This is a genomic window from Paenibacillus sp. sgz302190 (genome assembly GCF_059820445.1).
Map to the genome: position 1 here is coordinate 1 of NZ_JBZYAO010000048.1, position 23,047 is coordinate 23,047.

The 23,047-nt window shown below is 49.3% G+C and carries 15 protein-coding genes, 1 pseudogene and 2 riboswitches; of the genes and pseudogenes, 3 read left to right on the forward strand and 13 right to left on the reverse strand.

Translation table 11 applies throughout. From position 1 onward, the window contains the following. The 3 genes from AC6RNO_RS32550 to AC6RNO_RS32560 all read right to left on the reverse strand — a co-directional run. Positions 1 to 282: WXG100 family type VII secretion target (locus tag AC6RNO_RS32550; RefSeq protein ID WP_497107958.1), on the reverse strand; the 282-nt coding region annotated here is incomplete at its 3' end. A 36-nt stretch (positions 283 to 318) separates the two neighbouring features. Further along, on the reverse strand, positions 319 to 2,799 hold the full coding sequence (locus tag AC6RNO_RS32555) for a DUF5704 domain-containing protein (protein ID WP_497107959.1): 2,481 nt from the start codon (positions 2,797 to 2,799) through the stop codon (positions 319 to 321). A gap of 906 nt (positions 2,800 to 3,705) precedes the next feature. Beyond that, entirely contained in the window at positions 3,706 to 4,992 is a 1,287-nt protein-coding gene (locus AC6RNO_RS32560) for an S-layer homology domain-containing protein (protein ID WP_497107960.1), read from the reverse strand. 56 nt (positions 4,993 to 5,048) lie between these two features. Continuing rightward, a riboswitch (cyclic di-GMP riboswitch) is annotated at positions 5,049 to 5,159 on the reverse strand. 307 nt (positions 5,160 to 5,466) lie between these two features. On the opposite strand from AC6RNO_RS32560, the gene AC6RNO_RS32565 reads away from it, so the two are divergent. The 3 genes from AC6RNO_RS32565 (at position 5,467) to AC6RNO_RS32575 (ending at position 8,237) form a co-directional block, all read left to right on the forward strand. Continuing rightward, positions 5,467 to 5,646, forward strand: a complete 180-nt coding sequence (locus tag AC6RNO_RS32565) for a hypothetical protein (RefSeq protein WP_497107961.1) — start codon at positions 5,467 to 5,469, stop codon at positions 5,644 to 5,646. A 34-nt stretch (positions 5,647 to 5,680) separates the two neighbouring features. Continuing rightward, positions 5,681 to 6,940, forward strand: a complete 1,260-nt coding sequence (locus tag AC6RNO_RS32570) for an ATP-binding protein (protein WP_497107962.1) — start codon at positions 5,681 to 5,683, stop codon at positions 6,938 to 6,940. A 187-nt stretch (positions 6,941 to 7,127) separates the two neighbouring features. Next, positions 7,128 to 8,237 carry an AbrB family transcriptional regulator gene (locus AC6RNO_RS32575; protein WP_497107963.1) on the forward strand — a complete coding sequence of 370 codons (1,110 nt, stop codon included), beginning with the start codon at positions 7,128 to 7,130 and terminating at the stop codon, positions 8,235 to 8,237. Between the two features lie 46 nt (positions 8,238 to 8,283). Here AC6RNO_RS32575 and AC6RNO_RS32580 read toward each other — a convergent pair whose 3' ends face one another. From AC6RNO_RS32580 to AC6RNO_RS32625, 10 genes and pseudogenes are all read right to left on the reverse strand, one after another. After that, positions 8,284 to 8,736, reverse strand: coding sequence for a cupin domain-containing protein (locus AC6RNO_RS32580; RefSeq protein ID WP_497107993.1), 453 nt, complete (start codon positions 8,734 to 8,736; stop codon positions 8,284 to 8,286). 239 nt (positions 8,737 to 8,975) lie between these two features. Then, positions 8,976 to 9,260 carry a hypothetical protein gene (locus tag AC6RNO_RS32585; RefSeq protein WP_497107994.1) on the reverse strand — a complete coding sequence of 95 codons (285 nt, stop codon included), beginning with the start codon at positions 9,258 to 9,260 and terminating at the stop codon, positions 8,976 to 8,978. A gap of 144 nt (positions 9,261 to 9,404) precedes the next feature. Further along, positions 9,405 to 9,704 (reverse strand): hypothetical protein, encoded by a 300-nt coding sequence (locus AC6RNO_RS32590; protein ID WP_497107964.1) that lies wholly within the window; start codon positions 9,702 to 9,704, stop codon positions 9,405 to 9,407. 156 nt (positions 9,705 to 9,860) lie between these two features. Further along, positions 9,861 to 10,145, reverse strand: a pseudogene (locus AC6RNO_RS32595) (transposase); the annotation flags it as partial. A gap of 616 nt (positions 10,146 to 10,761) precedes the next feature. Beyond that, a complete protein-coding gene (locus AC6RNO_RS32600; protein WP_497107965.1) occupies positions 10,762 to 11,124 on the reverse strand; it encodes a hypothetical protein in 363 nt (120 codons plus the stop codon). 4 nt (positions 11,125 to 11,128) lie between these two features. Next, positions 11,129 to 12,616: a WXG100 family type VII secretion target gene (locus AC6RNO_RS32605; RefSeq protein WP_497107966.1), complete on the reverse strand. Its 1,488-nt coding sequence runs from the start codon at positions 12,614 to 12,616 to the stop codon at positions 11,129 to 11,131. A gap of 40 nt (positions 12,617 to 12,656) precedes the next feature. Beyond that, a complete protein-coding gene (locus AC6RNO_RS32610; RefSeq protein WP_497107967.1) occupies positions 12,657 to 16,013 on the reverse strand; it encodes a DUF5704 domain-containing protein in 3,357 nt (1,118 codons plus the stop codon). A 9-nt stretch (positions 16,014 to 16,022) separates the two neighbouring features. Further along, a complete protein-coding gene (locus AC6RNO_RS32615; protein WP_497107968.1) occupies positions 16,023 to 17,324 on the reverse strand; it encodes an S-layer homology domain-containing protein in 1,302 nt (433 codons plus the stop codon). Positions 17,325 to 17,380: 56 nt separating this feature from the next. Next, positions 17,381 to 17,491, reverse strand: a riboswitch (cyclic di-GMP riboswitch). A 96-nt stretch (positions 17,492 to 17,587) separates the two neighbouring features. Continuing rightward, entirely contained in the window at positions 17,588 to 18,385 is a 798-nt protein-coding gene (gene srtB / locus AC6RNO_RS32620; protein ID WP_497107969.1) for a class B sortase, read from the reverse strand. A 95-nt stretch (positions 18,386 to 18,480) separates the two neighbouring features. Beyond that, on the reverse strand, positions 18,481 to 23,013 hold the full coding sequence (locus AC6RNO_RS32625; protein ID WP_497107970.1) for an NEAT domain-containing protein: 4,533 nt from the start codon (positions 23,011 to 23,013) through the stop codon (positions 18,481 to 18,483). Positions 23,014 to 23,047: the final 34 nt, after the last annotated feature.

Here is a 23,047-nt window from a genome sequence, read left to right on the forward strand (position 1 = left end):
ACTTCCGCTGAAAATACCCGCGCCTTTCCCATCCGCCTCATCGAATTGATTCGCTTTTTTCGTGGTGAAGTCCTGGATTTGCTGCAGTTCGTAGCGCAGGTCCCGCAGCATCCGGTCAATCGATTGGTAGCCGCTATCCACATCGGACCGCTGCCGGCTGGACATCGTGAGCCCGTTCATCGCACTGCGGAGCTGGCTTTGGATGCGCTCCAGCGTCCCGATCGTCGCATGAAGCTCGCTTGCCGTGGCCCGCAGCGTCGACGTGTCTACACGTATTTGCACCTAGGTTCCCCTTTCGTTAGTGGATCGTAAACTCGTTTAATGCGTCACCCTGGCGCCAAAATCGTCATAACTGGATAAATCCCCATGATAGAACGCCACATCGCCGTCCATCAACGTGAACGTGTTGCCGTACTTATCCATCGTCGTATTGCTGAATCCTTCCATCTGCCACTGGTTGTCCAGCGGGACGCTCTCCCCGGGCAGCCGGTAATAGCGCAGAAAGGGATTGGCATAATCGGCGTTCTTGATGCTCTCCAAGTTGAAATTCACAATGATGTAGCCATCCTTCAAAAAGATCGGTGAATGATCGTCCAACCCGCCATGCGTTCTCCCGTATTCCGCGATGTTCGTACCCGCTGCTACCACATAAGGAGCCGCCGGCAAGCTGTACTCGCCATACCAATGCTGGATCGATGCCAGCGCCCGCTGCGGATCTACCGAACCGGGCACGCCGGTTTTCGGTCCGATCATCGTCCGCGTCAGCCATGGCGACGTGAACCATGCGTACGCATTGCCAACCCAAGACTTGCGCTTAGCCCGGTACAAAAAGTCGCTTACGCCATAGTTGTCGGCCACATACGCGGCCGTATCGGTAAGCTCTTCGCCCGGCACATTACGCATCGTGTCGTTCAGCAGCACATGCCGCTGCTGCTTGTCGTCCGCGGAGCCGATTTTTACAAAATACCTCACCGGTTTCTCCGAGTAGGCGTGGTAGTACAAATCCACCGGAATGCGCCCCGTGCCATCCTTATTCACAAAATAAAACGATGGCGTGATCCGAATCCCATCCCGGCGTCCGAACATATTTCCCTTCGTCTTCAAGTCGAATTTAAAATGATACCCGGTCTTGATCGACACGGTATGGTCATAGCCCGGAAACGGGTGGCTTCCCGGGTGAATCGGCAGCACATACGGATAGCTGTTGCCCCGCGGGCTTCCGTCGATATCGTTCGTGCCGGTCCAGTACGAAACGCCTGTCGGCGAGATGCCGTCGCTCGTGCGGAACACGTACTGCCAGTCGTAGTCGCCGATATCCGTGATATGAAAATCGTACAGCCTGCCGATCACCTCTACCGGGATCGTGTTCGTCGCTACGTGATTCGGCCAATCGAAATTGGCGCTCGTTTGTGTCGTAAAGTTCGTAGGCGCATTGATCGCAATCGACCGAAAATGAACTGTATAAAACCCTTCGTCGATCCACGTCGGCATGATGAACGTCATGTCCGGTTGATTCACCGGAATGTCGACCCATGTCCCCGCCACGATGTACGCCGACTTGTCCGCATTCCAGACGTCGAACTCGAAGCGGACTTGCTTGTTGGCGGTGTACTTGGCATAATCGCCGTAACCGCCCGTGACCCCGTACCCGCCGAAGCCGGGGTACGCGTCATGCTGGCCGGTCGTCGGCACGAACACCGTGAACGGCCGGTCCAAAATGACCGCCGCCCGGCCTGCGGTGGGCACGACTTTTTCGTTGTGCGCCTGATCGTCGGTCACAGACGGGTACATGACCACCGGTGTATGCACCGTCACCGGATTAATCCCGTCGATCGGATACGTTTTATCCGATCCGCCTTTGACATTCCCCGGGATCAGCGGGTAATAGATCGTGCCGGTCGTCGGCTGGTCCGCCCGGTTGACAAGCGAATTGCTGACGACGTAGCCATTGCCGTACAGCACATCCCGGCCGATCATCGTCGGCTGCGGGATCGTTCCCGGCGTCTGTCCCTGATCGGGGTGCCGGGCATTTTCCATAATCGTAACGCCGTTAAAAACGACCAGATCGTTGTTCACCTGGTTGCGACCCACGGCGTTCTCCGCCGCCGATTGAAACTCCGGCGGCGTACCTCCCGGTGGAGGGCCACCGCCTGTACCGAGATCGACGCTGTTACAGGAGGCCGGATGCACGTGCGTGGCTACATCGTCGTTGTTGCCGGACTGCAAAGTCGGCCCTGTATAGCCGGTGGCATCCAGCGTTACGGTCCCGCCGTACCCGCCTAGCGCATAATTGCTGACTGTGGCTTTTTCCAGTTCGTACACTTCCAGATTGTCGATTCGCCAGTACGAATACGGACGTGTCACGGTCATCGTTTGATTCACGGTTTGAGTCATGGTGACGGGTGGGGCCATCGGTCCCCCTGAAACCGTCCATACATATGTTTTCTTCACAGGAACAGAGTAGGTCACTTCACCGGTCATATTCGCGAATTGATTTTGAAATAAATAATTCAGCCCCAATGCGTTCGCATAGAGGCTTTCCGAAGTCGGGATGCCTTTTAATACATCAAATCTTTCTACATCCCGCATATCCGCGCGAAGCACGCCGCTGGCCGCAGGGTCCATGACGGCGTCCTGGTTGATCGTTCCTTTGATCGGGGGGCCGATCATGAAGGAACAGCTGTTGGGCGGTGTTGTCGGCGGTGCCCCATCTTCATCGTAATAAATAGAAAGATCTGGCACGTACCACAAAGAACCATGAAAAGTGATTTTCCAACCATCGTACCATTTAATAACCAAGCCATCAGGCCCATTTGAATCCTCTTGGTACTTGTTATTATCAAAAGAAGCCTTAATATGGAAGTTGAACGTACCAGAACTAAGATCAATAAAATCTGGCCCCTTATCAATAATACTAGATTCAGGTATCGCATGGTTTTGCCATGTTGGGTCTATCATTACAGAAGGGTCATAAACAATGTCCGATGGTCCCACCCTAACATTTACTGCCTTGTCAGAATCGATTATTACTGACTGATCTTCATCCATAACCAGCGAGGAGACTGAAATGTTTGCAGAATGATGTATAGTCGCAGTTGCACTATTAATATCTTTAGAGCGGACACCTGGATGTACCCCCGGTATATAATGGTAAGCACTATCCGTTGGATACATTTCTGGAACAGGACGATCAGTAATTAATGGGTAAGTTGAATAATAGGTACGTGAATTGTTATCATCATACATCCAGACATACCCTAATGTTTGTCCTGGATTTTGCGGATCAGGCCAACCCGGATCGCGGAACCATCCAAAGTAAGCACTCCATGGAATAGCCGAAGTGGTGAACGACTTCTCAATCCCTGTAATCGTTGGTATGTGCCAATTGTTCCCACTCGACTTTGTTAGATATTCATAAACATTCCCGTTTTTATCCTGCAACCAAGCGCTTTGCACGGTTTTTCCTGGTGATGGAATAATGGTCACGTCTGAATAATTGAAGTGATCATATGTAACAAGTTCTCCCGCTGGTTTCCCTGGCGGTGTATAAGCTTGCACAACACTAGTAGAGTAATCAATGTCACCTAGTTTTATTGGAGCTGCTGTAGCTATCTGTGGTAATATCGGAACCACTAAAAATGCAATAGTCAAAATTGCAACAAAGTGTAAACATAGTTTTTTCAATAACCTCACCCTACAGTTAGTTTAATCAGATAAAATGCCAGTGTAGATTAATGTTGGAGAATTAGCATTGATACTATTAAAGACAACTCTGGTTTGCCCGCCTGCCGCTGTAGGAGTTAGATTCCCTCTAGGTACGGCCTCAAAGAAATATCGTGTTTCGTTAATCATATCGCCTGTATTTCCTCTATAAGTGCTATCGTAAGTAATAAATGTAGCCTCATGACCTGCTTTTTTAAAGGGAATATTGATACCTGCAATTCTACTCAATGCCCCTTTTGAATTTAAGTCCCCAGTTGCATCATAAGCGCGATCCGGAATACCTGCGCTGCATCCAGTTACACTTGTTATATTAGCTGGAAAGCTATTAATCTTCATCGTAGCTTCAGTAACAATGATGTAATTATTACCTTTCAATTGCACCCATTCCCCCGTTTTAAAGTCCTTCCATTGAAACTCGCTTACATCACTTGGAACAAGATTTCGGTTCGGATCATTCGGATCGTCCAAATCGACTACAACGTATCTATTAACGCTGCATGACATATTTCCATCGGCAGTTGTCGTTGTAAGTAATTCATCATGAAATTTCTCGTCTTTCAACGTCTTTGCAAAATAACGGGGAAGCATCGTAATAACGTTGGTTTTATGCCATACAATCTCAGCCCTCGATACGGCATGTTTGTCAACAGAAAGCGTCTGGCCGCCCTTAATGGAAAGGATGCGCTCAATGGTTGCCGCCGCTTGGGCGCGGGTTGTCGTTTGATCCTCCCCTAGCGTGCCGGTGTCATCCATGCCTGTGATCAGACCGGCTTTGGTCCCAAGATACATCCACTTCTTGTCCTCCGTGTTCTTGTCGCCGGTTGCCGCCCGAACCGCTATGCGCGCCATTTCTTGGCGGGTCATCGGCGTATTCCAGTCCCCGATCGTAAAGTCGCTCCACTCATGAATCCCCGCGCTGACCGCCGCGTTAACGTAAGGCAAATACCAATCACTGCCGACGGTGGCACCCGAAACTGAAATATGAAGCGCGGAATCCGCCATTTTGATAAATTCTGCCCGCGTTACTTGTTCGTCCGGTTTGAAGGTATGATCCTGATAGCCGTCCACGTACCCTTTTTGAACCGCACCGGCGATGGTCGCCTCCGCCCAGTGCCCTTTCGTATCGCTGAAGCTGCCCGCAGAAACCGTGCCGGCAATATTCGTTGACTTTGTTGCCGGTGCGGCGGCGGTTGTATCGGCTTTGACATCGTGAATTGAACTTCCGAGCAGCACGATAACCGCTATTGTTGTAACTAATTGAACTTTCATTTTTATACCTCCACAGTAAAAAAGTTACTTTTTTCAAAACAAAAAAACCAACTGGTTTCGGTGACCCGGCTGCCGTTTCCTTGAGGGATGCCTTACGACATATCCCCGCAGAAGTAGGCCCGTGGCTTTGCGTCCCTGTCTTTCGAACAGGTTTGCCTTTTCATTTTCATTTGGTCATTTAGGTATTTGAAACTACAAATATAGTACATTGGATTCAATACAAGTTCCATATTAACCCATAATCTAACAGATTTCCACAAAAAACACACATCCCTCACAATATTGATTGCAAAACAACACATATATCATTAAAAAATGCAATTTAAACCCGCTTGTTTTGATCAATCTTATTTCATCCGATTTGCACAATCACGCAACACCATTTGCACAAACACGCAAAATATTTACGATGAAAACAAGCACAATTTTTCCATATAATAGTAGAATAAAACGGAATTTCAGGGTGTGTGTGGGATGGATGAAAAGCAATTTGAGCGACTGCTGATTGACACTATTAGGGCGCATTTCGCAGATGTGCCTACGCCTCCTGCTCCTGTCATTCATGCATCTTGGGAGAAGATGAAGCTAGTGCTTATGGAAGAATCCAAGCAGGTCTCGATTGATGTATCCAAACTCCCTCAATATGGCAACTGACTTATTATAATGGGGATCGAGACCAGGAGGATGTATGCTTAACTACTACAAAGACCTATTATTGAATGTATTCCTCGTTTTCCTCCCGATAGCGTTATATGTCCATGTCTTCAAAGCCGAACGTACGCATTTGTATAACCGGGTTGCCGTTTATATTATTTTTGGCTCCGCACTGGTTGCAACAATGTTTTTTCCTGCTATGATCCAAAAACTCACCTTCGATTTCCGCGGTATTCCGCTTATCATAGGCTCTTTATATGGAGGCGCTTACGTCTCCCTGCTGCTATTTGTCACCTTGATTGTTTGCCGGTTCTTCATGGGGAGCCCTCATCAAATCGAGTACATTCTTGCACTCATCCCCGCGTTTTGCGTGATGTTATTGTATATCAAAAATTTCCAAACGTTCTCGTTGTTGAAGAAAATCATTTCCTCAGTCGTTGTCTACTTCATCATTAGAATGCTGGCTCAAACCGTTTATTTGTATTTGATACAAAATAATCAGGCGTGGGCGGATTACGTGGCTCCGGGCGGTTATAGAACCATTTTGCTGCAATGTTTCGTTGCAGGGCTTTACGTCTACATGCTGGAAATTTTCAAAAAAAATGTGCGCCAGCGCGATGAAATTACGAATAATGAGAAATTCAAAGTCGCCAGCGAAATGGCCGCTTCCGTCGCCCATGAAGTCAGGAATCCGCTTACTTCGGTCAGGGGCTTCATTCAATTGATGGGGAGCGAAAAAATCAGCAACGAAAGCAGGCAGTATTATCAAAAAATTTGTCTGGATGAGCTGGATCGGGCCCAGCAAATTATTTCAGATTATTTGACTTTTGCCAAACCGGAGTCGGACAACGTCGAACTTATCGATTTGAAAAGCGAGATCGACTACATCACGAACGTTCTTGCCTCTTTTGCCAATTTTCAAAACGTACGCATACTGACGCAATCGCCGGATGGACAGCTGCTCGTTCACGGGGATAAAACCAAACTGCGCCAAGCTTTCTTGAATATCGGAAAAAACAGCATTGAAGCGATGCCGAGCGGCGGGCAATTAACGATTCATTTGCAAAAAATGAAGCGGCATGCCGTCATCTCCATTATCGATACCGGAACGGGGATGACAAAAGAGCAGGTCGACCGCCTGGGAACCCCTTATTATTCGACGAAAGAAAAAGGAACCGGGCTAGGGACCATGGTTTCTTTTAGCATTATTCGGAAAATGCAAGGTACGATAGAAGTCAAAAGCGAAAAAGGAAAAGGCACCACCTGTACGATTTCGCTGGACCTGGCTATTTGAAGGGTAGCAAAAAGACGCCTCCATCCCGTATACACGGTTGTTCGGGAGGCGTCTGTTCGTATTTTACTTTTGAACAGATAGTTGCTATGATAATTATAATTTTGTTTTGACCGGGTATTTATAACGAATGACAGGGAGCGAATTTCTATGATGGACCCGTTTCACCTAGATTTCAGTCGAATGCATCATGGCCGTTAAACTTCCGGATTCTAAGGCGGCCCGCTTTCTCTTGACCTGCCTCGTCTCCGCAGCCGGGGGATGCTTGTTCACGATTATTCGCATGCCGATTCCGTGGCTGCTGGGGCCGATGATAGCCGTGCTGCTGGCTTCCAAATGGGCCAAGCTGCCGCTCTACTGGCCTTCTTACGTGCGCGACGCAGGGATTGTGATCGTCGGCTATTCCATCGGATTGTCGCTGACGAAAGCGGCGCTCATCGAAATCGTGCATCAACTGCCTTCCATGCTGATGATGACCGTCGCATTGATTGCGCTATGCGCGATCATCGCCTTTTTTATATCCAAACTGTCGGGGATCGACTTCCCGACGATGATGACCGCGAGTATCCCCGGCGGGCTCACGCAGATGATTACGCTCGCAGAGGAGTTCAAGCAGATCGATTTGACCATCGTCACTTTTTTTCAAGTGACGCGGTTGATGATGATCGTTTTTTTCGTTCCGCTGCTGCTTTTCAGTCCGGTGCTGGGAGGCAACCATACAGGCGCCTCGGGCGCTGCTGCTACTTCGGAAGCTGCTTGGGCCGCACTATTCCCCAACATCTGGATATATGTGGCGGTATGCCTGATCTGCGCATGGGTAGGCAGTAAAATCAAACTGCCCACCGCGTATATGCTGGGGCCGATGGTCGGCACCGCAGTCGTTCACCTTGCGGGAGTTTACGGTCCCGAGCTGCCTTCCGCCCTGCTTAACATCTCCCAGTTTATGATCGGGAGCTATGTGGGATTGCTGCTGAAGCCGAACCAACTGGAGCGAAAAGTCCGGACGATCTCGCTGGCGATCGCCAGCGGAGCCATTCTGGTGCTCGGCTCGCTTGGCCTGAGCATGCTTCTGACCCGGCTGCACTCGGTATCCAGAGCAACCGGCTTTCTCAGCATGGCGCCCGGCGGCATGGACCAGATGGGCATCATGGCCCATGAGATCGGCGCCGAGCTGTCGGTCGTATCCGGCTATCAAACCTTCCGGATTTTGTTCATTTACTTCGTCGTTTCGTCCGTGCTTAAAGCGGCGTTCCGCTTCGCCGCCCAAAGGAAAACGAACCGCGCGGAACTGCAAAAATAACAAAACGGAGCCTGCCGCTGTGAGCGGGCTCCGTTTTTTTTCAATCCTATTTTTGAATCAGCTTAAAATCGTCATAGTGAAACCCCGGAGCGACCACGCAGGATACGAATACAGGCTCGCTGCCCAAAGGCTTTGCCGTTTGCCATACTTTGGCCGGCACGAGCGCTTGCGGCCGCTGCCCGTTCAACACGTCGGGGCCGAGAATGATTTCCTGCTGCGCTTGCGGCTGATCGGCGTCTCCGCCCAAAGAAAGCAGCAGCGGACTGCCCGAATGCCACAGCCACAGCTCATCCGACAAAACCGTATGCCATTCCGAAAACTCCTCCGGATGAAGCACAAAATAAATCGAACTCGCGGCAAAGCGCGGCCCGGAATAAGACTCGCCCAGAACAGGCTGCGGAATTTCAAAAGCAGCTTTCCAAAGCTCCTTATACCATCCTCCTTCCGGATGGGGCTTAAGGTCTAATGCCTGGACGAGCGGAGATAACTGCTTGGTAATCATATGGTTTCCCTCTCTCTCGGTAGTTCTTATTCTCTATTTTTATCTCTATGAAACAGTAATCTAGTGATAAATATGTCGCATATTTGTCGAAAAATCAAGCCCTTGGCCCGGGAGCGTCTGAGAGGCAAAAAGCAGCTGCCACAGGGCAGGTGGTAAAAAAAAGACCACAATACGGGCGGAACCTCGCATTGTGGTGTGCCGGACGTTCTCTCTCTTTGTCAGATTTTTGAATACTTTTAATCATTAATTATTTTTTTGACTACAGAGCCCTTTTTTATTTTCTCAACGTTCACTCTATCCTTAATATTTATTCCTATGAGAGGGCTATTTGAAATAGAAAAAGATACGCTGACATCTACTACCTCAAATTCGGAATCAGTTCCATCTACGTTACTAACAGTTATTTTCGAACCAACTAATTTCTTTAATTGAGCATTGTGTTGGGTATTATCTGAATCAACATTACTTCCAATTAGCACCATTCCGCGACCTGGTATATCAATTACATCATCTAGCTTCATGATCTCCAAAAAATTCTTCTCCCTTCTATCGCTGATCTATGAAAAGTGTTAGATAATTTTCCTACCGCACATACAAAAAAGGCTCATTCCTCCTTTTGTTCGAGTTGGAATAGGCCTATGAAAATTTATCAAGTGGTAAAATTCTTAGTCTCTACCATTGCTATATACTATCGAGCCATATTTTAAAAAGTCTACGTTTTCTGGGAATCCTACACAAATCCCAATATTTTTTTTATCAATTATTGAAGTGGATATTTGCGATGAAACCACATTGTAAATATGTTTGTTCCCTTCCAAATCAATAACTAAAATAGATTCCCCAATCAACTCCCTAATTTCCCCATGATTCAGTTTATCTAATTCTGGATTAGCCCCACCTATAATAATACCTTTATTCTTTATTTCAAAAGTTCCGCTAATTTTAAATAACTCCAAGGTAACCATTCCTTTCTACCTTTGGTCTGTATACAACAACTCTTTGACATCCTTTAATTTAATATTAGCATTTCGTAATCTGTTAATTGCATCTCTCAGAAGCATCATTCTTTCTGAATTTGTTAAATCAGGTGCAAACCTCGCTGCTCGAATACTAGTACAGCATCAGTCTTTAAATTGTGGATAGTGACGTTTTAATTTGATCCGGGCGTCAGAGGTAGTAAATTGCCAATCGACTCCCTTTTGACTCGCGTTGCGACCTTGCTCCCAGGCAGACAGCTCCCCGGATAATTTGTCGATAGAAGGAAAACGACGGCCTAGACACTGGCGGGTCATGACGCTGAGTTCAGTCTCCGCAATGTTGAGCCAACTTCCATGCTTGGGGGTGTAGTGAATCTCCAGTCGTTTCGCTAAACGACGTGCCGTTTCCGGCTCAAACGCCTGATACAGGAGTTAATTGGACGGTATACTCTCGTTTTTTCATAGTCGATTCCTCTTCTTTTCTTCGACTATATCATAGTTTCCATATCTTAACTATTTTAAATCTGATGCTGTACTAGCCTGAAACGTATCCTTTCCTTTTATGTTAACTGGTCGTCACCAGATTGCTCTTGCCAAGGTAATCATCGTTACAATAGTCAGTTTGGTTGCGGACAAAATGTCTGTCATTTGCCGCCCACAGTATAAAAAGTCGGGGTATCCCGCCGAACAGTTGCGGCACAGACGCCCATCGTCTATATCTCGCGGCGAGCGGTGGGGCGATTGCAGGGAATTTTACAGATTTCGATTCTTTCAGCGAAGCCGCGAGAAAACAAAGACAACAAAAAACAGGTCAATCATGGTGGTAACTGACCATAATCGACCTGTTCAATGTAACGGAATAGCGTTATTTAGGTTATAAATTCAAGCATTGACGTACGTACAACCGAATTGACGAAATCTTTATACGGGTATTACATAGGTTATATGTGTTATTGGTTGAATGATGGGTTCATTCGGCACTGGGTAGCCCCACCCCCAAAGTAAAAACCTTGAGAGGCAAGAAGCCGATCAAGGTTAATTTTGTTCATAGATATAAATAAGGTTTTTCCTCGATAAGTTTTGCCAAGACGCTACGCTTCTCCGATTCGATATTAAATACAATTTCCTCAAATTTTTTAACTGAGTGTTCCGTATCTAGCCAACTTAATGCTGCCAAAGCAAAGAAGGCATTATTGTATTGTCCTAAAACCTTAGGTTCTTCATCCGTCCTTTTAGCTAGTTGAACCAATTTTTCTAAAGCGATTTCATCATGTATTTTCAACTTAACTATTTGGAAAATAGCATTAGCTTTAATTAAAATATTTGAATTATCAAGGCAATTAATTAAGTCTTTTTTGGTAATGTCATTCTTTTTTATATTATTAATTATCTGTTGTACGTCATCCATGCTTTTACCTCCCAAGTATTTCTTGTCTCCTGGCCCTCATTTCTTGCAAGATGAATCTACCTGCATCAAAATCACGAATTTCCCTAGCTAATTTTATTTCTTCCATATAACCTCTGTATTCAAGACGCCAAAATAAGTCGCTATCCGCAATCACTCTCATGCCTGGATGACCTAAATCAAAATCGTCTAGCATATGCCTGTATTCATGTCGAACTGCACCGATTGAAGCCTCAGGGTCAAGAATCAATCGTCCTGGGCTACCGAAGGAAGGTTCATAAGCAAGTGTACCTGAACGATAATCAACTTTGACTCCTGATTCTTCTGCATGTCTTAAGATATTATTATACTCGTCTGCATGTGAATTGACGGCTGAACCAAGATTTTTACGAAGAGCATCACCAAAAGTATTAAGCCTACCTTCACCCATCCCTTCAGCTTGCTTCGTCAATGGAGCAAGCGGGCTCTCCGCCTCCACTGCAGTAGTTGCCTTACCTGCACTCGACGTGAGGACACTCAGTTCCTCCGCTCCCTTTGCACTTCGTACAACGGCTCCTAACGGTACAAAGACTTCTGCCGTTTTCTCGATGCCGTAGCCCAGCATTTCCGCTTTCCGGTTCGGATTCGCTTTTTCAAATTCCTTTATCGTACTCACGACTGCTTTCGTTACTTGCCCCGGCAGTTGCTTCACGTTCGCAATCCCGTTCTTGGCATCTTCTTGCAATGTATATAGCGGTTTTTCGTTGCGGATCGTCTTCAAGGCGTATTGTGTACTTCGCACTGCCGAGCTAAACGAATTGCCCTTCAGAGCTAATGATACCACACCAGATAGTGTCCCTATAACTCCTTTGGCCACTCCGGTTTTAAAATGCTCTTCCAGTTGAATGCGTTGGTCTACGGCGTCCAGTACGCTTGTTATGTAGCGGTTATCCAGTTTGCTTCCTTCGAGCAGCTTCTGGATGATTTCTCTTCCTTGTCCATTATAGGTGCTTGCATCCAGTGCTGCATAGACCCACTCTTCCCCTTGCTTGACTTTGTTGTCCAGCCAAGTGATTCCTGTCTCTACCGCATCCAGCCCACTTTCGAGAAAATCGAGTAACCTCGCTCCACTTCGTCCCGTCCACGTTGTACTCATGGTTTTTACTGCCGCTGCGTTTTTGACTTGAGGTAGGAAACTCCGCCCGGTCAGGACATCCTTCACCCATGATTTCCAACTTCCGCTGAAAATACCCGCGCCTTTCCCATCCGCCTCATCGAATTGATTCGCTTTTTTCGTGGTGAAGTCCTGGATTTGCTGCAGTTCGTAGCGCAGGTCCTGCAGCATCCGGTCAATCGATTGGTAGCCGCTGTCCACATCGGACCGCTGCCGGCTGGACATCGCGAGACCGTTCATCGCGCTGCGAAGCTGGCTTTGGATGCGCTCCAGCGTCCCGATCGTCGCATGAAGCTCGCTGGCCGTGGCTCGCAGCGTCGACGTGTCTACACGTATTTGCACCCAGGTTCCCCCTTTCGTTGTTAGTGGATCGCATGTTCTTTTAATGCGTTACCCTTGCACCAAAATCATCGTAACTGGATAAATCCCCGTGATAGAACGCCACGTCGCCGTCCATTAGCGTGAACGTGTTGCCGTACTTATCCATCGTCGTATTGCTGAATCCTTCCATCTGCCACTGGTTGTCCAGCGGGACGCTCTCCCCGGGCAGCCGGTAATAGCGCAAAAAGGGATTCGCATAGTCCGCGTTCTTAATGCTCTCCAGGTTGAAATTCACGATGATGTAGCCATCCTTCAAAAAGATCGGAGAATGATCGTCCAGCCCGCCATGCGTTCTCCCGTATTCCGGGATGTTCGTGCCCGCCGCTACCACATAAGGAGCGGCCGGCAAGCTGTACTCGCCGTACCAGTGCTGGATCGAAGCCAGCGCCCGCTGCGGATCCACCGAACTGGGCACGCCGGTTTTCGGCCCGATCATCGTCCGGGTCAGCCATGGCGACGTGAACCATGCGTACGCATTGCCAACCCAAGACTTGCGCTTAGCCCGGTACAAAAAGTCGCTGACCCCATAGTTGTCCGCCACATACGCGGCCGTATCGGTGAGCTCTTCGCCCGGCACATTGCGCATCGTGTCGTTCAGCAGTACATGCCGCTGCTGCTTGTCGTCCGCGGAGCCGATTTTCACAAAATACCTCACCGGTTTCTCCGAGTAGGCGTGGTAGTACAAATCCACCGGGATGCGCCCCGTTCCATCCTTGTTCACAAAATAAAAGGTCGGCGTGATCCGAATCCCATCCCGTCGTCCGAACATATTCCCCTTCGTCTTCAAATCGAATTTGAAATGATACCCGGTCTTGATCGACACGGTATGGTCATAGCCTGGGAACGGATGGCTTCCCGGGTGAATCGGCAGCACATACGGATAGCTGTTGCCCCGCGGGTTTCCGTCGATATCGTTCGTGCCGGTCCAGTACGAAACGCCTGTCGGCGAGATGCCGTCGCTCGTGCGGAACACGTACTGCCAGTCGTAGTCGCCGATATCCGTGATATGAAAATCGTACAGCCTGCCGATCACTTCCACCGGGATCGTGTTCGTCGCTACGTGATTCGGCCAATTGAAGTTGGCGCTCGTTTGCGTTGTAAAGTCCGTAGGCGCATTGATCGCAATCGACCGAAAATGAACCGTATAGAAGCCTTCGTCGATCCACGTCGGCATGATGAACGTCATGTCCGGCTGATTCACCGGAATGTCGACCCAGATGCCGGCCGTGATGTACGCCGACTTGTCCGCATTCCAGACGTCGAACTCGAAGCGGACTTGCTTGTTGGCGGTATACTTGGCGTAATCGCCGTAACCGCCCGTGACCCCGTACCCGCCAAAGCCGGGGTACGCGTCATGCTGGCCGGTCGTCGGCACGAACACCGTGAACGGCTGGTCCAAAATGACCGCCGCCCGGCCTGCGGTGGGCACGACTTTTTCGTTGTGCGCCTGATCGTCGGTCACAGACGGGTACATGACCACCGGTGTATGCACCGTCACCGGGTTGATGCCATTGATCGGATAATCTTTATCCGATCCGCCTTTGACATTCCCCGGGATCAGCGGGTAATAGATCGTGCCGGTCGTCGGCTGGTCCGCCCGGTTGACGAGTGAATTGCTGACGACGTAACCATTGCCGTACAGCACATCCCGGCCGATTTGCGTCGGCTGCGGAATCGTTCCCGGCGTCTGTCCCTGATCAGGGTGCCGGGAATTTTCCATAACGGTTACGCCGTTAAACACGACCAGGTCGTTGTTCACCTGGTTGCGGCCCACGGCGTTCTCCGCTGCCGATTGAAACTCCGGCGGCGTACCTCCGGGTGGCGGGCCGCCACCTGTCCCAAGGTCAACGGGATTACAAGCAGCTGGGTGTACGTGTGTATTGACATCATCTCTATTGTCAGATTGCAGGGTCGGCCCTGTATAGCCGGTGGCATCCAGCGTCACGGTCCCGCCGTATCCGCCCAGCGCATAATTGCTGACCGTAGCTTTTTCCAGTTCGTACACTTCCAGATTGTCGATTTGCCAGTACGAATACGGACGTGTCACGGTCATCGTTTGATTTACGGTTTCAGTCTTGGTAACAGGCGGAGCCATTGGACCTCCTGAGACCGTCCATACATACGTTTTCTTGACGGAAACGGAGTAGGTCACTTCCCCGGTCATATTCGCGAATTGATTTTGAAATAAATAATTCAGCCCCAACACGTTCGCATAGAGGCTTTCCGAAGTCGGGATCCCTTTTAACACATCGAATCTTTCCGCATCCCGCATATCCGCGAGAAGCACGCCGCTGGCCGCAGGATCTATGACGGCGTCCTGATTGATCGTTCCTTTAGTCGGTGGGCCGATTGTATAGGAGCAATTCCCTGTCGGCGGCGCCTCATCTTCGTCGTAATAAATTGACAGATCACGAACATACCAAAGTGATGCATGGAAGGTAAACTTCCAGCCATCATACCATTTCAAAACTAACCCGTTAGGCCCGTTAGATTCTTCTTGGCCTCCCGCATTATCGAAGGATGCCGTTACATGGAAATTAAAGGTTCCTGAAGCGAGATCAATTGAATCTGCTCCCTTGTCAATGATGTTAGATTCCAAAATTGGATGTCTGGTCCGTTGTTCACCTGACAATGCAGTAAGATCATAACGAATGTCAGAAGGATCAATATGTACATTAACCACCTTATCAGACGTAAGTATTACGGAATCATTTTCATCCATTTTAAACGACGGGATCGAAACGTTAGCGCTATGATGAATTGTCGCGACGGCACTATTGCTATCTGCCGAACCAACGCCCGGATCGACTCCGGGCTTATAATGATACGGACTATCTGTCGTATACATGCCGGATACCGGATAATTTGTAACTGACGGGTAGGTTGAATAATAAGTACGCGACCCGTTGTCATCATACATCCACACATACCCTAGCGTTTTCCCTGGATTTTGCGGATCAGGCCAACCCGGATCTCGGAACCAAGCAAAGTATCCGCTATAAGGAACTGCAGTTGCAGAAAATGGCTTCTCTTCACCCGTAATGGTTGGAATCTTCCATTTGTTACCTCCCGAATTTGTTAATACCCCTGCCTCATTTCCGTCTTTGTCTTGCAACCATACTCTCTGAACAGTCTTCCCCGGCGAGGGAGTGATCGTCACATCACTAAAATTAAAATGCTCCATGTTTACAAGCTCACCTGCAAGTCCGTTCGGAGGCGTATAGGCTTGCACGATACTGCTGCCATAATCGATATCTCCAAGCTTAATCGGCGCCGCTTGGGCAGTCTGCGGAATTAAGGGAATCATTAAAGATGCTATAGTCAAAATAATGAGGAAGCGAAAATATATACTTTTCAACAAAACCACCTACTGTTGATTGATTTGATCCTTTAAAAATCCTGTATATATTAAAGTTGGTGAACTGGTATCAATTCCGTTAAAGACAATACGGGTTTGCCGCATCCCATCAACAGGTGTCAAATTGCCTTTGGGGACAGCCTCAAAGGAATACCTCGTTTCATTAATCGAATCCCCTGCGTTACCGTAATAAGAATCTGAGTAAGTGATATACGTATATACGGATCCGGGCTTTTTATAGGGAATATTTACGCCGGACATTCTTGGAAGCATATTCTTGGCTTTCAATGTACCGCTTGCATCATAAGCCTTATCCGTAATACCCGCGCCACAACCAGTAATACTAGTTGCATCTGCAGGAAAACTTTTAATTTTCATCGTTTGTTCTGAAACAACGATATAGTTGTCACCTTTCAATGGCACAGATGCACCTGTATTAAAGTCCAACCACTCGAACTTGCTTACATCATCTGGAACAAGATTTCGGTAAGGATCATTAGGATCGTCCAAATCGACTACAACATATTTATTGACGCTGCAAGACATGTTGCCGTCGGCGGTTGTGGCGGTCAGTAACTCGTCGTGAAATCTCTCGCCGTTCGCTGTTTTTTCAAAGTAGCGCGGAAGCATTGTGATCACATTGGTCTTATGCCAAGCAACTTCCGCCCTCGATACGGCATGTTTGTCAACAGAAAGCGTCTGGCCGCCCTTCGAAGAAAGGATGCGTTCAATGGTTGCCGCCGCTTGGGCGCGGGTTGTCGTTTGGTCCTCTCCTAGCGTTCCGGTGTCATCCATGCCTGTGATCAGACCGGCTTTGGTCGCCAAGTACATCCACTTCTTGTCCTCCGTGTTCTTGTCGCCGGTTGCAGCCCGAACCGCTATGCGCGCCATTTCTTGGCGGGTCATCGGCGTATTCCAGTCCCCGCCCGTAAAATCGCTCCACTCATGAATCCCCGCGCTGACTGCCGCGTTAACGTAAGGCAGATACCAATCACTGCCTGTGGTGGCACCCGAAACTGAAATATGAAGCGCGGAATCCGCCATTTTGATAAACTCCGCCCGCGTTACTTGTTCGTCCGGTTTGAAAGTATGATCCTGGTAGCCGTCCACGTACCCTTTTTGAACCGCACCGGCGATGGTCGCCTCCGCCCAGTGCCCTTTCGTATCGCTGAAGCTGCCCGCAGAAACCGGGCCGGCAATATTCGTTGACTTCGTTGCTGGCGCAGCGGCGGTTGTATCGGCTTTGACATCGTGAATTGAACTTCCGAGCAGCACGATAACCGCTAGTGATGTAACTAATTGAACCCTCATTTATATACCTCCATAGTAAAAAAGTTACTTTTTCCAAAACAAAAAAACCAACTGCTTTCGGCAACCCGGCTGCCGTTTCCTTGAGGGATGTCTTACGACTTATCCCCGCAGAAGTAGGCCCGTGGCTTTGCGTCCCTGTCTTTCGAACAGGTTTGCCTTTTCGTGTTCAGTTGGTTCGTAGGTATTTAAAACTACAGGTATAGTACATTAGATATAATACAAAATCCATATTAACCCATAATCTAACATTTTTCCACAAGTATTTATTCAGCAACAGGCTCACCCAAACGCTTCAAACGGGCATGGACAACGAATCTTCCGGCCACCGGGTCGAGTGCATAATCGCAGGTCGATAGGGTAATAATCCGGTCTCCGGGAGCAACCTCCATATCAGTTGCATAAAGCGATTTTTGTTGAATTTTTTGTAAAAATGCGGCATAATCCTCATCGTCGGAAAATTCCGTCTCGATATAGTTAAACTCAGTTGTCGTATAATACGCTGAAAAAACTTCAGCGATGTAAGAAGCGTTCAAGGTGTCCAGCCGAAATTGCCGGTGCTTGTCGTAGTACGTCTGATTCACATACTGTTTCAAGTCGCCAAACATGGTGCCGTCCTTCATCCGATGGCCGTAAATAATCGTATGCCGCTGCTCCAGGTTTTTCGCATTGCGGTAATCCATAAAAATGCTGCCGGCGCGGGAATCTTCTCCTTTATAATTGCGGCTCAAATACTGCTCATTGTCGATTCCCTGCACTACGGGATAGTCGATGCGGCTGCCCTCCAGACGGATCCAACCGACTATATCCGGACCCAGCTCCAGCAAGGGGCGAAACAAATCGCGAGGCCGGCAGCCAAACATGTGTTCCCTATCGTAAGTAACAGCAGTCACTGACAGGGTTTGACCCATGTCCTTGAGCTGATCCTCCTTGAATAGTTTGCTTGCCTCAGCCAGATCTCTGCGGTTTTCATAGTATCCCCATCCGATCGCCGCCAAACGAAATGCCGCATACAGAAACACGGCTGCCGCCAAAACGGTCCAAACCCGACGCATAAGTCCCATAGGCAACGACTTCCTTTTCAACATATCTATCACGCTTAAAATACATTGCAAAACGAGGATGCTATCCAGCATCCTCGCTTGTTCCAACTGCAAGTTTATTTAGCTTCCTCGTACAAAGCAAGAATTAAAGCGATAGCTTCCGCCCGCGTGGTGCTCTCATTTGGCGCGAATTGATTGTTATCCCGCCCGTTTATGATGCCTCGTTTGTTGGCTGCCGCCACTTCCGCCTGCGCCCACGCCGGAATGCTTTCCGCGTCTTCGAAGATTGGCTTCGCATGCGCGTCGACATCCAGCTTGAGCGCCCGCGCCACGATCACCGCCACTTCCGACCGGCTGATGTTGCGGTCGGCGCGAAACGTCCCGTCTTCATAGCCGTTCATGATACCGGCTTTGCTGACAGCTCCCAGCTGCGGCTTCGCCCAATCCGGCATATCTCCCGCATCGCTGAAGCTTAGCTCTCCTTGGCCCGCGTCCAGCTTCAGCGCCCGACTCAGCAGCGCCGCAAATTCCGCGCGCGTGATCAGGTTATCCGGGCGGAATGTCCCGTCTTCATGCCCATTCGCCAAGCCTAGTTTAGCTGCACGCTCGATCAGCGCTTTTGCCCAGTGCTTATCCAGATCCGTGAACCGGTTTGCGGCCGTAGTCGGCTTCTCGTCAGGCTGCTTGCCGTCCGACTCCGTCTTAGGCTGCTCCTTGTAAGGCTTGAAGGTCGAGTCATCGAGCACAAATTCGACGTTATATTCACCGTTGTATTTGCCCGGCACCGCCATTACGAATTGAGCCAGCACTTTCGTCTTCGCGTCGTTGATCAAAAACTGCAGCGTTCTCTCATTGCCTTTTTCGTTCGTCGATACGATCTCCGCATCGGTTAAGTTGCCTTTGGCGTCTTCAATTTTCAGAGCCGTCACTTCTTTATTCGATACTGTTATTTGCAAGTAACTTTTGCCGTCTTTGATCACCACTTTTGCCGGGTGCAACACAAACTCGTCGGTCACCGACTTGTTCGAAGTCCCGCGAACGTTGAGCTCATAATCAATTACGTACTCGCCCGGTTCGTAGACTAGAGCGAGCGGCTTCACCGGCGCGGTAAGCCCCGCCTTCGTTCCGCTTGCTATAGATACCAGCGAGGACCTGTCAAATACCAAATGAACATCATAATTATGAACATAGCTCATTTCCGGCCAGTTGACATCGACCCACCCGTGCAGCTTCGCATCCAGGTTGTTAACCATGAATTTATAAGTCCGGGTATTGTTTGTGTCGTCAGTCTCCGATACTGAAGGAGTCGACAAACCGCTGCCGGTGTCTGCCTGGAAATCAGGAATTTGTTTGCTATGTTTCAGCGTGAATTCAAAATACATCTTGCCGCCGCTCACCGTAAGTTTGCCTGGCGTAATGACATACTCTTGCATAACGGAGGTCGTACTGGCATTATATTTCAAAAACTTATACGCGATACTGTAGGACCCGTCGGCGATGCCATGGACATTCACCGGCACCGTACCCGGCAATCCGGTTCCCGGGTCCGCTTTTACGGGCTGCAATTGCGCAAACGCGATTTCGAATGCCCGCTCCGCTTCATCGCTTCCGACCAATGTCAGCAGGTAACTGGCCGCGCGATCCAACTCGAAGCTGAACGAATTGTCTGCGCTCAGGATTGCAACCAAGTCCTCCCGCTTAGCGGCAGCCGCTACTTGCAGTTGTACGTCTTCCAGGCTGCCGTCGGCTTTTTTCTTTTGAAGCTTTTTGAGCGTGACGCCCGCATACGGTTCGAACGTCGCTATCTGCTGGTCGCCATTCACATTCAGCTTAACTTCGCTGGAAACGAAGTCGGTAATCGGCGCTCCCGTACTATCTGTAATCGTGGCCGGCAGGGTAAAGATATAGCCGGCGTCTTCCAAAATGACGGAAGCGTGAAATACGCTCAGCGCTTTTTGCAAAACGAGGACAGCCGCATCAACGGATTGCTGGGAAGCTGCCGCACTGGCTGCCGAAACTTTGGCCGCATCGATCGCCGCCTGCAGAGCCGTTTTGGCCGCCGCAGGGTATTGTCCGGCCTCCGTTCCTTCCGCCGCCGCATCCAAATTGCTTTGAGCCGAAGCTATTAACGCATTCAAGCTCGTTTTATCCGTCGCGGACAGCTTCAATCGGATCGCGTAGTCCATTTCATACGGCGTTCCGTTATAACTCGTCGACACATGCACTTGACCGTTCAGCAGCGTTGTCAGGTCCGCCGTCTCAAATTGTACGACCCGCGTGTTCTCTGCGGTATCCGTGCTGACAACCGTCGTTTCCTTCAGTACGCCGTTTTGCTCGACTTTAAAGCTCGGTATGGTCGTGCTGTCCTTCAGCGTAACGGTTACTTTTATTTTTCCATCCGCCACGCTGTACTTGCCCGGCTTCACGAAATATTTGTCCATCGCCGACAATTCCTCTTTGGTTGCATGAAGAACGCTGAAGTTCAGATCTTGCTTTTCCTCCGGAATGACCGGTTGGCCAAATCCCAGCTCCACTTCATACTCATGATCATACAAATTGATCGGTGGCGGGAGCAGCCAATAAATTTTTACCCATCCATTCAAACGGGCGTTCAGATCGCCGACCGGAAAACGGACAACGCGCGTATTGGCAGCCGTATCTTCGCTAACTTTATCCGTTTCCACCAGTACTCCGCCCCGCTCCGTCTTGAAGGACAAAATTTCCGCATTTTGTTTGAGGGTAAACGAAACGTATTTATGGCCGCCTTCCACAATCAGCTTGCCGCTGCTCTTATCTACGTAGTCATACATGACGGACGGGTCGGAAGCTCCTTTTTTGTAAATATAAAATGGGATAGGGTATTCACCGTCCTTAATCTGCCCGTCTCCTGAACCCGGATTCTCAACGATAGCTGTTGCCTTGAATGCAGCCACCGCCTGCGCCAATACGCTGCCGGCTGCGGCAATCTGCGGCCGGGTCGCTGCCAGATTGGCTGCCGTTTCCTTGGCTGCGGCGATCTTCGCTTGCAGCGCGGTCTTGGCAGCCGCAAAAGCTTGCTCGCTGCCGGTCAGAGCCGTTGCTTGATCGTACAGCCTCTGCGCCGTTTCAACCGCCGTGTTCAGCGCATCAAGCTGTTCTCCGTTGTAGCTGATGTAAACTTCTTTCGTTACACCGTTCAGCTTGTAGCGAAGATAGGAGCGGCCCTCCCATTTGGTATTGTCAACGGCGGCTCCGCGGATGAGCACCTGATACACTTTCTTTTGCGCATCGGAACTTTTGCTCAGCAGAAGTGCTTGATTGGCTTCATTCGCATAATCCAAGCCTTCGGCCAGGAAGCCGGCGCCATTGTTCTGGCTCGACTTCTGGGGAGTGGACTGCACCACCTCGGCAGGAGCCGCTCCGTTGAATGTAATATTCGCTCTTACGTACTCGTTGTTGTTGTTCCTCGGTTCAACGAGCACAGCCGTTCCGGCAATCTCCGGAGCGTTCTGCGACAGCCTCGTTGTCGGATTCAGCGAATCGAGGACGATGATCTTAACCGGAGCTGAGGCAACGAACTGATTGTCTGTGTATCCTTTAAGCTGATTGATCGCTTTGGTCACGTTGCTGGATGTCGCATAGACGTTCTGCAGCACGGTTTGCGCTCTGCCCAAATACAGCTGCAAGCTTTCTTTGGAGCCCTTGGTATATTCTCCGGGCGTAACGGGAGGATAATTATAACCTTCTTTACACTCCGCGTACCCAAGCTCATACATTGTTTCCTGATCTTTCATTGCCGTATCGACAAGCGAACGCAGAGCGGTTTTATCGACTTGCGAAATGACCCCGTACTGATACGTGTTCAATGCGGCTGTCAGTGAATGGTAGACGGACTTAATCAACTCGGGAGCCGTACTGCCCATAGCGATAAAATTGTCCGCAAGCACAATGTTTGTATACAACGGCTGCTTGGAGCCTGCCGGATAATTTCCATAATCGGTTCCTTCATACGTACTTGCATATACGGACTTGGAAACAGTAATCAAATCTTGCAGTTGTTGTATAGTAATCGGCTGCTCGGCATTCGTGCAGTTGCTGCCGCCGTCATTGCCCGGCAATCCGCTCGTGTCGATTTCCAACTGAACGTTATACCAGTTATCGTATACAAATCCCGGAGGATATTCAGGGTCGTTTTTGATGACCACATGCATAAGCACGTCCGGTTTCTTGGCAATATCTTCGATATCGATTGTCGTAATCCAGTTGCCCGACCCGTCGTTAGAGGCGCGGACCGGATAGTTTTGATAACCGTCCAAGCCTTGAACTTGCTGAGTGCCGGAATCGATTACCGCTTTGTCGGCTCCTGCTTTGCGAAAGCCGATGTATTGAAAATAGCTGTAGTACTTTGGCGTAATTTGATGCTCGAGCTTCATTTTCCCATCTTTCACGATGAGCTTGCCGGAGCCCTGTACGGACAAATAAATATTCGCAGCGGACGAATCGGCGGTCCCGTCTTTCAAGTACCTGTAGTTCACCGCGTACTCATTATCGGGAATCGCGCCGGCGGCCTCGGCCGTACCGGTATGGATATGCAATGCGGACAAAAGCGAGGATAGAAATACGGCCAGAGAAAGCCATATGGCCATGGATTGTTTCAATCGGCTCTTCAACTTTATGTACACTCCTTCTTTTTCGATCCTGGAG

Excerpts from the sequence above, each read along its gene's own strand:
- AC6RNO_RS32570 (WP_497107962.1), top strand. The coding sequence starts at position 5,681 with ATGCTTAACTACTACAAAGACCTATTATTGAATGTATTCCTCGTTTTC.
- AC6RNO_RS32600 (WP_497107965.1), bottom strand. The coding sequence starts at position 11,124 with ATGGATGACGTACAACAGATAATTAATAATATAAAAAAGAATGACATT.
- AC6RNO_RS32615 (WP_497107968.1), bottom strand. The coding sequence starts at position 17,324 with ATGAGGGTTCAATTAGTTACATCACTAGCGGTTATCGTGCTGCTCGGA.
- AC6RNO_RS32575 (WP_497107963.1), top strand. The coding sequence starts at position 7,128 with ATGGCCGTTAAACTTCCGGATTCTAAGGCGGCCCGCTTTCTCTTGACC.
- AC6RNO_RS32560 (WP_497107960.1), bottom strand. The coding sequence starts at position 4,992 with ATGAAAGTTCAATTAGTTACAACAATAGCGGTTATCGTGCTGCTCGGA.
- AC6RNO_RS32590 (WP_497107964.1), bottom strand. The coding sequence starts at position 9,704 with ATGGTTACCTTGGAGTTATTTAAAATTAGCGGAACTTTTGAAATAAAG.
- srtB (WP_497107969.1), bottom strand. The coding sequence starts at position 18,385 with ATGGGACTTATGCGTCGGGTTTGGACCGTTTTGGCGGCAGCCGTGTTT.
- AC6RNO_RS32565 (WP_497107961.1), top strand. The coding sequence starts at position 5,467 with ATGGATGAAAAGCAATTTGAGCGACTGCTGATTGACACTATTAGGGCG.
- AC6RNO_RS32585 (WP_497107994.1), bottom strand. The coding sequence starts at position 9,260 with ATGAAGCTAGATGATGTAATTGATATACCAGGTCGCGGAATGGTGCTA.